The 11,021-nt window shown below is 31.3% G+C and carries 8 protein-coding genes; all 8 read left to right on the top strand.

Features of this window, described 5'->3' with window-relative positions; all coding sequences use genetic code 11:
* The first annotated feature begins 15 nt into the window (after positions 1–15).
* A complete protein-coding gene (locus EC396_RS08465; protein WP_240665665.1) occupies positions 16–1,008 on the top strand; it encodes a kelch repeat-containing protein in 993 nt (330 codons plus the stop codon).
* A 186-nt stretch (positions 1,009–1,194) separates the two neighbouring features.
* Positions 1,195–2,760, top strand: coding sequence for a ThuA domain-containing protein (locus EC396_RS08460; protein WP_129366277.1), 1,566 nt, complete (start codon positions 1,195–1,197; stop codon positions 2,758–2,760).
* 86 nt (positions 2,761–2,846) lie between these two features.
* Positions 2,847–4,679 (top strand): DUF5060 domain-containing protein, encoded by a 1,833-nt coding sequence (locus tag EC396_RS08455; protein ID WP_129366276.1) that lies wholly within the window; start codon positions 2,847–2,849, stop codon positions 4,677–4,679.
* 160 nt (positions 4,680–4,839) lie between these two features.
* On the top strand, positions 4,840–6,252 hold the full coding sequence (gene uxaC, locus EC396_RS08450) for a glucuronate isomerase (protein ID WP_129366275.1): 1,413 nt from the start codon (positions 4,840–4,842) through the stop codon (positions 6,250–6,252).
* A gap of 294 nt (positions 6,253–6,546) precedes the next feature.
* Positions 6,547–7,554 carry a GntR family transcriptional regulator gene (locus EC396_RS08445; RefSeq protein WP_370276451.1) on the top strand — a complete coding sequence of 336 codons (1,008 nt, stop codon included), beginning with the start codon at positions 6,547–6,549 and terminating at the stop codon, positions 7,552–7,554.
* 71 nt (positions 7,555–7,625) lie between these two features.
* A complete protein-coding gene (locus EC396_RS08440; protein ID WP_129366273.1) occupies positions 7,626–8,363 on the top strand; it encodes a (Fe-S)-binding protein in 738 nt (245 codons plus the stop codon).
* A 2-nt stretch (positions 8,364–8,365) separates the two neighbouring features.
* A complete protein-coding gene (locus tag EC396_RS08435; protein ID WP_129366272.1) occupies positions 8,366–9,733 on the top strand; it encodes a lactate utilization protein B in 1,368 nt (455 codons plus the stop codon).
* A complete protein-coding gene (locus EC396_RS08430; RefSeq protein ID WP_164975231.1) occupies positions 9,726–10,310 on the top strand; it encodes an LUD domain-containing protein in 585 nt (194 codons plus the stop codon). The genes EC396_RS08435 and EC396_RS08430 overlap by 8 nt, the downstream gene beginning before the upstream one ends.
* Positions 10,311–11,021 lie beyond the last annotated feature (711 nt).

Below are 11,021 nucleotides of genomic sequence, written 5' to 3'. Positions count from 1 at the left end.
AATAAAGTCCAAAATATGAAACGATTATTGATTTTTTTCACCTATTTACTAATAACAACTCAAATTTCTTTTGCACAAGAAACAACTAAAACAGGCGAATGGCACACGATGGAATGTGCTAACAATGCCATTGCAAGACACGAATGTAGTTTTACGGAGGTTGATGGATTGTTTTATTTATTAGGTGGAAGAGGCATAAAATCAATATCAATCTTTAATCCAAAAACAAAAACTTGGTCTGAAGGCTTAGCACCACCAATAGAAATTCATCATTTTCAAGGGATTTCTTATAAAGGAAAAATATATGTCATTGGAGCAATGACCGGAAAATACCCTTATGAAACACCATTGAAAAATATTTTGGTGTATAACCCAAAGCTAGATGCTTGGCAAGAAGGTGCTGAAATTCCTGAAGCAAGAAGAAGAGGTTCTTCGGGAATTGTAGTAAAAGGCAATGTTGCAATAGTTATAAGTGGTATTGTTGATGGGCATAATAGTACGCATGTTCCATGGGTTGATGCGTATAATTTTAAAACAAATAAATGGACAGTTTTAGCCAATGCTCCAAGATCTAGAGATCATTTTGCAGCAGCTATAAACGGAAATGAAATTTATTGCGCTGGCGGTAGAAATTCTTCTTTTGCTACCAACCAAACCTTCGACTTAACAATTGCAGAGGTTGATGTTTACAATTTAAAATCAAATACTTGGACTACATTGCCTTCAAAAAATAACATACCTACTATGCGTGCGGGGGCTTCCGCAGTATTTTTAGAAAATGATTTAATAGTTATTGGTGGTGAAAGTATGTCTCAAAAATCTGCACATAACAATGTTGATGCTTATAATATAAAAAATGAAACATGGAGACCATTAGACACTTTAAAAACGGGTAGACACGGTACGCAAGCAATTGTTTATGAAAAAAAGATTTTTATAGCTGCCGGAAGTGGAAGCAGAGGTGGCAAACCTGAATTGGATACTATTGAGATGTTCGAGTTTAAATGATTTGATTTAAACATGAAAAATAAAGTGTTTCTTGGTAGCAGATTTTGAGATGGTTAAAATAAATAGAGGCAATTTAAATTCAGTTTTCATCGCAGGACAGTACAGGACAAGTTTTTAAAAGCGTTTACTTATAATTGTTATATTCAATCAATTTATAATTAACATAATTTAATAATATAAGGTTAAATGGCTTTAAAAAAAATCGCAATTATACTGCTTACTTTTTTAATTATTCAAAATTTAGAAGCACAATCAACAAATTTAAATGTACTTGTATTTTCAAAAACGAATGCATTTCGACACAAATCGATACCTGCAGGAATAGATTTTTTGAGCAAAATGGGTGCTGAAAATCATTGGAAAATGGAATTTTCAGAAGATTCAACTGTTTTTAACATAGCTAAACTAGCCACATTTGATGTTATTGTGTTTTTAAATACATCGGGAAATATTTTTAGTGATAAAAATAAAAATGCCTTAAAAAATTATTTTGCCAGAGGAAAAGGTTTTGTAGGTATCCACGCCGCTTCTGATACAGAAAAAGAATGGCAGTGGTTTACTGAAATGGTTGGAGCAACATTTAAAGACCATCCTAAAGTGCAAACAGCTACTTTAAATGTAAATACTACTTGCCAGCATCCGGCTATTGATGGCTGGAATGAAAAAGAAGTTTTTAAAGATGAATGGTATAATTTTTTAAAACCAGTAGGGAAACATGTTAATGTATTAACATCTATTGATGAAAATACGTATGAAGGAAAACAAATGAATACCGATAACCATCCAAATAGTTGGTATCATATTTATAATGGTGGCCGTGTTTTTTATACGGGCTTAGGACATACAAATGAAATTTATCAAGAAAATCGCTATTACAACCATATTAAAGGTGCTGTTTTATGGGCTGCAGGAGTCAAAGAAACACCAGGATTGTCAAAAAAATGGACAAATTTATTAGAAGGTGATCCTTATTTAAATTGGGATGTTTTTATGGGGGCGCCGCACAAAACAGTACAAGGCTTGGAGAATGTAGATCCAAATAGTGATGGAAAAAATTCAGCGCCGCTTGGGTTAAATAACGATCCTAAAAATGTTTTTACTTTTCAAACTATTGATGGTGAGCAAGTGCTTCATATTTCAGGAGAAATTTATGGTTCATTAACTTCAAAAAATGAATATGAAAATTACCATTTAAAATTACAATTTAAATGGGGAGAAAAAATTTGGGAGCCACGTTTAACAAAAAATAGAGACAGTGGTATTTTATACCATTGTACAGGACCTTATACTACATTTTGGAATGTTTGGATGCAATCTCAAGAATTTCAGGTTGAAGAAGGCAATGTTGGTGATTATTATGCTTTATCAACTACATTAATTCAGATTCCTTCAGAAAAGAAAAAAGGAGAAAAACAGTTTGATTATGTAAAAGGTGGTACTTTAAATCAGTTTTCTAGTTTAACAAAGTACCCTTCAAACCATTGCAATAAAGGTTTTGATAATGAAAATCCGCACGGTGAATGGAACACTTTAGAGTTAATTTGTTTTGAAGGAACCAGTTTTCATATTGTAAATGGCAAAGTTGTAATGGCTTTATTCAATTCTCAGATTCAAAATTTGGATAAAGAAATTGTGCCACTTCAAAAAGGTAGAATTCAAATTCAGTCTGAAGCAGCTGAAGTGTTTTATAAAAATATTGAAATCAAGTCAATTGATAAAATTCCGGGTAAATACAACAAGTATTTAAAGTAATATTTGGCTTTTTTTGAAATGGTAACTATTTGTTATTTCAAAAAATCAGAATTAAGATTTAAATTATTTTAATAAATTTTTCAAAAATGAAATCATATAAACAAACATTTTACTTCACTTTTTTAGTTTTTTTAACAAGTGTTCATTTTTTAGTGGCACAAGAAAAAAACAATTCTAAAATTACAGGAGAATTAAAAAAATGGCATAAAGTTACTTTGACATTTGAAGGTCCTGAAACTTCAGAAACCGAAAATTACAATCCGTTTTTAAATTATAGATTAAATGTTTTATTTACGCACAATGCAACAGGAAAAACCTATTTAATTCCAGGTTATTTTGCTGCTGATGGAAACGCAGGTGAAACTTCAGCAACCAAAGGAAACAAATGGAAAGTGCATTTTTCGCCCGATGAAATTGGTGATTGGAATTATAAAGTTGATTTTAGAAAAGGGAAATTTGCAGCCTTAAGTTATACCAATAGTTCTAGTGATTCAGCTGAATTTATGGATGGTGAAACGGGTACTTTTTTTATTGAAAAAACAGATAAAAGTGGAAGGGATTTTAGAGCAAAAGGAAGATTGCAATATGTTGGTGAGCGTTATTTAAAATTTGCTGAAACAGGTGAGTATTTTTTAAAAGTGGGACCCGATGCTCCTGAAAATTTTCTTTCTTACGCCGATTTTGATGGAGATTTTAAAAATGATGGTCATAAAGATAATTTAGTTAAAACTTGGGAAGCACATTTAAAACATTGGAACAATGGCGATCCAACTTGGCAAAATGGCAAGGGTAAAGCTATGATTGGCGCAATTAATTACTTGGCTTCAAAAGGAATGAATGTTTTTTCGTTTCTAACATTTAATATTGAAGGTGATGATCAAAATGTGTTTCCATTTATCAATTATGATACCTATGACCGTTATGATATTTCAAAATTAGATCAATGGGAAATTATTTTTGATTATGCAGATAAAATGGGAATGTTCCTTCATTTTAAATTGTCTGAATCTGAAAATCAAGGATTGTTAGACAATGGTGGGATTGGTGCAAATACAATGTTGTATTACCGAGAAATTATTGCGCGTTTTGGACATCATTTGGCTTTAAACTGGAATATTGGTGAAGAAAACGGAGAGTGGATTAAAAAACATGAAACTTTACCAATGAATACGGATCAACGTTTGGCTGCAGCAGCTTATTTGAATAAAACGGATGCTTATAAGCATCATATTGTAATTCATAATGGGGCACCTTTTTATGATGTTTTAGGGGCAGATAGTAAAATTACAGGAGCATCTGTACAAACCAATAAAGCAGATTTTAACAGGGTTCATAGTGAAGCTTTAAAGTGGATAAACGAATCTAAAAATGCGGGTAAACAATGGGCTGTTGCTGTTGATGAGCCTGGTGATGCAAAACATGCTTTATTAACCGATGATGAAGATCCGTTGCATAATAATGCACGTAAAAATGGTTTGTGGGGTGCTTTTATGGCAGGTGCTTGGGGTACAGAATGGTATTTTGGATACCAACATCCGCATTCAGATTTAACTTGCCAAGATTATGCTAGTCGTGATTTATTTTGGGATCAATGTAGTTATGTGTTAGCCTTTTTTAAACAAAATAACATTTCTTTTTGGGAAACAGTCAATCATGATGAGTTGGTTTTAGAAGGTGATTATTGTTTAGCCAAACCAACTGAATTTTACATTGTTTATCTTAAAAATGGAAATGGAACGTTAGATTTAAAAGGTGTTGAAGGTGAGTTTTCAATTCAGTGGTTCAACCCAAGAAAAGGTGGTGATCTTCAAAAAGGAAAATTAAAAAAAGTGAAAGCCAATTCAATTGTGAAGTTAGAAGGCGCTCCTTTAGAGGTTAATTTGGATTGGGTTGTTTATTTAAAAAAGTTGGACAAATAAATAAATGACTGTTACGAACTGTTATCATGATAGTACAGGACACTATTTTTAGATTTGAATATTAGTTTTGATAATTGAATAATCAAAGTTTCAACAAATAAGCGAGTAATTTATTCAAAAAATCAACCAAAATTTTATGGAATTTTAAAATATCATATAAATGAGGCAAATTGCAGAGAAAAAATTTATTAAACACAATTTTCTACTAAATTCTAAAGAGGCTGAAATATTGTATTATGAGTATGCAAAAGATATGCCTATTATTGATTATCATAATCACCTCTCTGCAAAGCAAATAGCTGAAAATAAGCCTATTGAAAACATTACAAAAGCTTGGCTTTCTGGAGATCATTACAAATGGCGTGGAATGCGTGCAAATGGAATTGATGAAGAATTTATTACAGGTTCAGCATCATTAGAAAAGAGATTCCAAAAATGGGCAGAAACTGTTCCACACACATTAAGAAATCCTTTGTTTCACTGGACACAATTGGAGTTAAAGCGCTATTTTGATATAGATGAGATTTTGCAATCAAGTTCTGCTGAAGAAATTTACACCAAAGCGAATGCAGTTTTGGCTACAAAAACACCAGCTCAATTATTAGAAGATATGAATGTTGAAATTATCTGCACTACAGACGATCCAACAGATGATCTTCTATGTCATAAAAAGATTGTTGAAGCTGGTTTTTATACAAAAGTTTACCCAACATTTAGATCAGATGAACTATTTTTTATTGGTCAGAATAAATTTTTAAATTATCTAAAAAAATTAGCTGCAGCTGTTGCTTTTCCAATTCATAACTATGCTGATTTTTTAAAAGCAATAGATAGTCGTATTGATTATTTTCATGAAAATGGATGCCGATTGTCCGATTTTGGTGTTGGTGGCGAAATTTCAAAAGAAGATTTTACTATTGATGAAATTACAGTAATTTTTGATAAAAATTTAAAAGGTGAAACACTTTTACCTGTAGAAATAATGAAATACAGATCAAGTTTGATGTTGTATTTGGGAAAGAAATATCATGAAAAGGATTGGGTTCAACAATATCATTTAGGTGCTATTAGAAATAACAACTGTCGTTTACAAGAACAGTTAGGTTCTGATGCAGGTTGCGATTCTATTGGCGATTACTCAATAGCAGAAGCAATGTCTAAATTTTTTAATATACTTGATTCAGATAAAAAGTTAGCAAAAACAATTACCTATAATTTAAATCCAGCCGATAATGAAGTTTTTGCTACTATGATGGGTAATTTTAATTCTAGTGGTATTCCTGGTAAAATGCAGTGGGGGTCAGCTTGGTGGTTTTTAGATCAAAAAAATGGTATGGAAAAACAATTAAATACCTTGTCTAACATGGGTTTATTAAGTCGATTTGTTGGAATGTTAACCGATTCAAGAAGCTTTTTATCTTTCCCTAGACACGAATATTTCAGAAGAATATTGTGTAATTTAATTGCAAACGATGTGAATAATGGATTGTTACCTTATGATCTTGATTTTCTTGGAAGAATGATACAGGACATTTGTTATTACAACGCAAAAGAATATTTCAATTTTAAATAAACAAAGTATTAAATAGATTAAATGGGTATAGTAGTAACATTTGGAGAAATCATGCTAAGATTGGCTTCACAAGGATTTTTAAGATTTTCACAAGCTGATTTAAAGGTGATGCAAACTTGGTAACGGTTGATGAGGTAAATAAATTAATTAAAGTGCGTTGATGCTTCTGGGAGAGTTGCTCGTTAAATTAAATAGGGCAAGACATTAAAACGGAACGGCTTTAATTAAAGAGAATGGGAAGTAATTTTTTTTGCAAAAGTTACTTTTATTATGGTTTAATCAAAACTATTTATAGTGAGAAAAAATGAAGTTTTACTGAATATTATTGATAATAGTGATATTCCTAAATATCAACAGCTTGTAAATGCAATTGTAAATGCAATTGCAAAAAAGGAGTTATTGGTAGGTAATTTATTACCATCTGTAACTAGTATGAGTAAAGCACAAGGATTATCTAGGGATACTGTTTTTAAGGGATATACAAAATTAAAAAAAGATGGTGTTATAGCTTCTGTGCCAAATAAAGGGTATCATATTGCTAGTAATGTTCGAAAAGTTTTATTGTTGTTAGATACTTTTAAAGCTTATAAGGAGGTCTTGTACGATTCTTTTATCGGTAATTTACCCGAAAATACGATTATAGATTTACAGTTTCATCATTATAATATCGAAGATTTTAAAATGGTTATAAATAACAGTGAAGGAAAATATTACAAATACATTGTTATGAATATGGATCATAAAGAGGTGCCTGCTGTTATTTCAAAAATTAATAAAGATAAATTATTATTGTTAGACTGGAATATACACGCTTCACCTGACAATAATTTTGTTTTTCAAGATTTTGGAAAATCATTTTATAATTGCCTAATAGAAGCGCAGGATTTATTTAGAAAATATAAAAAAATTAAATTTATTTATCCCTCTTATACAACGCATCCAAAAGATGCGGTTAATTATTTTAAGAAATTTGGAGATAAATTCAATTTTAATTACAAAGTAGTAACAAAAGTAAAGGATTTAAACATTGAAAAAAATGTTGGATACGTAAGTGTAAATGATAGAATTTTAGCAGCATTTTTAGAGCAATGTAGAGAGAAAGGATTTGAACCAGGAGTTGATGTTGGTTATTTGTCTTATAATGAAACTCCTATGAAAAAATTTGTTTATAAAGGTGTTTCTGTGATTTCAACAGATTTTAAAGCTATGGGGATGAAAGCTGCCGAATTTATAAATTTAAATGAGGGTGAAAAAATGCAATGTTATATACCAACATCATTAATAAAAAGAGAATCCTTATAAAATTTTTTATAAAGTGAAGATAAAATTAAATGAATTAAAATAATTCATAATAACAATGAATAACTAAAAAAATGAAAGTAGGTCTATTTATACCGTGCTATATCAATCAATTATATCCAAAAGTTGGTATTGCTACGTTGGAATTATTAGAAAAATTAGGGGTTGAGGTTTATTATCCTTCAAGTCAAACTTGTTGTGGACAACCTTTGGGGAATTCTGGATACGAGGATGATTCAAAAGGAGCCTGTCAATTATTTGTAGAAAACTTTAAGGAGTACGATTATATTGTAGGCCCATCAGGAAGTTGTATCTACCATGTAAAACATCATTTTGACATTTTAGAGCAAACACCTGAAGTAATTAGAGTTAGAAACAATGCTTATGAATTATGTGAGTTTATAGTGAAAGTTTTAGGGAAAACGGATATTGGCGCATCATTTCCTTACAAAGTTGGTTTACATAAAAGCTGTCACGGATTGCGTGGTTTAAAATTAGGTTCTTGTTCTGAAAGGATGGATGCACATTATTCCACTGAAGAAGATTTGCTAAACAATGTAAAAGGATTAGAACTAATGTCTTTAAACAGAAAAGATGAATGTTGTGGTTTTGGTGGTACTTTTTCTGTTTTTGAAGAAGCAATTTCAGTAAAAATGGGGAAAGATCGTATTCAAGATCATTTAGACAATGGGGTAGAAGTTATTACAGGTGCAGATCATTCGTGTTTAATGCATTTAGAAGGATTGTTAAATAGAAATAAACAGCCAATACGTGTAATGCATATTGCTGAAATTTTAAACAATAGTTTATAGTTATGAGTCATTCTGAAAAAGCAACAATATTCAACAAAAATGAAGCTAAAGTAAACTGGCACGATAAAGCTTTGTGGTATGTTAGAGAAAAAAGAGATAACGCAGCTCATAAAATTAAAGGCTGGGAAGAACTACGAAATGTAGCATCTGGAATTAAAGCAAATGTACTTTCAAACTTAGATAATTACCTTATGGAGTTTGAAGCAAATGCTCAAAAAAATGGTATAAAAGTACATTGGGCTTCAAGTGCAGAAGAACACAATAAGATTATTTATAAAATTTTAGCCGAAAAAGGAGCTAAAAACATAGTAAAAAGTAAATCTATGCTTACTGAAGAGTGTCATTTAAACCCTTTTTTAGAAAGCAAAGGTTTAGAAGTTGTTGATACCGATTTGGGTGAGTATATTGTTCAAATTGCACAAGAACCACCAAGCCATATTGTATTGCCAGCGATTCATAAAACAAAAGAAGAAGTTGATGAATTGTTTCAAGAACATTTAGGTACCAAACCAAGTGGTGGAGATCCTCAATATTTAACAAATGAAGCAAGAAAACATTTAAGAAATAAGTTTTTACAGGCTGATGCAGCTATTACAGGTGTAAATTTTGCAGTAGCAGATACAGGTGGTTTTGTAGTTTGTACCAATGAAGGGAACGCAGATATGGGTGCACATTTAGCACCTGTGCATATTGCGTGTATGGGAATAGAAAAAATAATTCCTAAGGAAGCACATTTAGGTATTTTTTTACGTTTACTTGCTCGTAGTGCAACCGGCCAACCCATAACAACGTATTCGTCTCACTTTAATACGCCAGCACCTGGAGCAGAAATGCACATTGTAATTGTTGATAATGGCAGAACAGAGCAGTTAAGTCGTGAGGATTTTAGATCTTCATTAAGTTGTATTCGTTGTGGTGCTTGTATGAATACTTGTCCAATTTACAGACGAAGTGGAGGTCATAGTTATGATGCTACCATTCCAGGACCAATTGGTTCTATACTTTCACCGGGAAAAGATTTAACAAAACACAGTTCATTGCCTTTTGCATCCACTTTATGTGGCTCGTGTTCCAATGTTTGTCCTGTAAAAATCAACATTCACGAGCAGTTATATAAATGGAGACAATTAATTGTAAAAGATGTAAAACAACCATTTGTTAAAAAAGTAATACTAAAAACTACTGGTTGGTTAATGGCAAGACCTAAATTATTTAATTTACTGGGAGGTTCAGCTAGATTTATGTTGAAACACGCACCTCGATTTATGGTGTATTCAAAATTAAATGCTTGGGGTAAAGAACGTGAATTGCCAGAAGTAGGTAAGCAGAATTTTAATGAGTGGTATAAAAACAGAAAAAAAAATGAGTAGAGAATCCATATTAAAATCGATACAACAAAACAAGCCAGCATTGGTGGAGTTACCAAAAATTGATGTCCAATTGTTTTTTGAAGATATTGATTTGTTAGACACCTTTAAAGGAAATGTACAATTGGTAGGTGGAAAACTAATTGAATTAAATAATGTTGAAAATTTAGATGCAGAAATTCAAAAGCTGTATCCAAATGCAAACAAAATTGTAGCTCAGTTATCAGAATCAAACCTAGGAAATATTACCATTTCAAAAGAAACAAAACCACATTCACTTGAAAATATTGACTTGGCAATTATAAAAGGTGAAATAGGAATTGCAGAAAACGGCTCAGTTTGGATTTCTGAAAATCAATTTCCAGTTCGAGTCTTGCCTTTTATAACCAATGATTTGGTACTTGTTTTGTCAAAAGATAGTTTGTGTTTAAATATGCACAAAGCTTTTGAAATAATAGCAAATAGAGAACGTAGTTTTGGATTGTTTCTTTCAGGTCCATCAAAAACTGCAGATATTGAGCAATGTTTGGTTGTTGGAGCTCAGGGAGCAATGAGTTTAACGGTAATAATAGTTAATTAAATACTCACAATTTAGTATAAGTTGTGTTAAATAGGCAAATTAAAATTGTTAATGCAATTTAAATTACCAACGCCATACCAACATAAAAAGTGTTTTAATTTATACAATTAGGTTCGTCTTTTTAATTAAAGGCGAACCTTTTTCATTAAAAGTATCCAGCATTTGGCTTTTAGTTTTAGTAAATTGGTAAAACATAAGTGCTTATTAAACAAAAAAAGTAGTTGAATAAGGTTCTGCAAGCAGTTTAAAGTGGTTGTTATAAAGTTTACTGATAATAATTTAGTGTGCGTTCCCCGAAAAGGGGCCAGGCTATCCGCTATATCTTTTTTGTAATTACGCCAAGCTTCATTACAAAAAAGGATGCCGCTGCTATCCTTAACGCGATTGAATCAATCAAAAATCGTGGGATAATACTATTATATTGTTAAAAACTAAGCGCAATAGGATCGTTTTAGTAGTAGATTGTTTATACCATATTAACATGTATAGATTGCAATTGCAGTTTGGTTCAAAAAAGGAAGTGTTAAGTAAGTAGACTTTCAAAAAATAATTTAGGTGTAAATACCACGTTTTAAGGTTTGTATAAATAAAACAAAAAATTAAATAAAAAAACATTGCAAAAAGTTTGTTTAGGAATTAATAAAGGTGGTATCTTTGCAGCCGCTAACGGGGTGTTTGTTGGCAAAAAGTTCAGGAACAGGTTGAGTTAAA

Source organism: Lutibacter sp. HS1-25 (genome assembly GCF_004121075.1).
In the GTDB taxonomy this organism is placed as follows: domain Bacteria; phylum Bacteroidota; class Bacteroidia; order Flavobacteriales; family Flavobacteriaceae; genus Lutibacter.
Note: the sequence above shows the minus strand (reverse complement) of the source record. Positions and strands in the feature narration are given on the sequence as shown.

Coding starts and splice junctions, on each gene's coding strand:
- EC396_RS08465 (WP_240665665.1), top strand. CDS start 16: ATGAAACGATTATTGATTTTTTTCACCTATTTACTAATAACAACTCAA.
- EC396_RS08460 (WP_129366277.1), top strand. CDS start 1,195: ATGGCTTTAAAAAAAATCGCAATTATACTGCTTACTTTTTTAATTATT.
- EC396_RS08455 (WP_129366276.1), top strand. CDS start 2,847: ATGAAATCATATAAACAAACATTTTACTTCACTTTTTTAGTTTTTTTA.
- uxaC (WP_129366275.1), top strand. CDS start 4,840: ATGAGGCAAATTGCAGAGAAAAAATTTATTAAACACAATTTTCTACTA.
- EC396_RS08440 (WP_129366273.1), top strand. CDS start 7,626: ATGAAAGTAGGTCTATTTATACCGTGCTATATCAATCAATTATATCCA.
- EC396_RS08435 (WP_129366272.1), top strand. CDS start 8,366: ATGAGTCATTCTGAAAAAGCAACAATATTCAACAAAAATGAAGCTAAA.
- EC396_RS08430 (WP_164975231.1), top strand. CDS start 9,726: ATGAGTAGAGAATCCATATTAAAATCGATACAACAAAACAAGCCAGCA.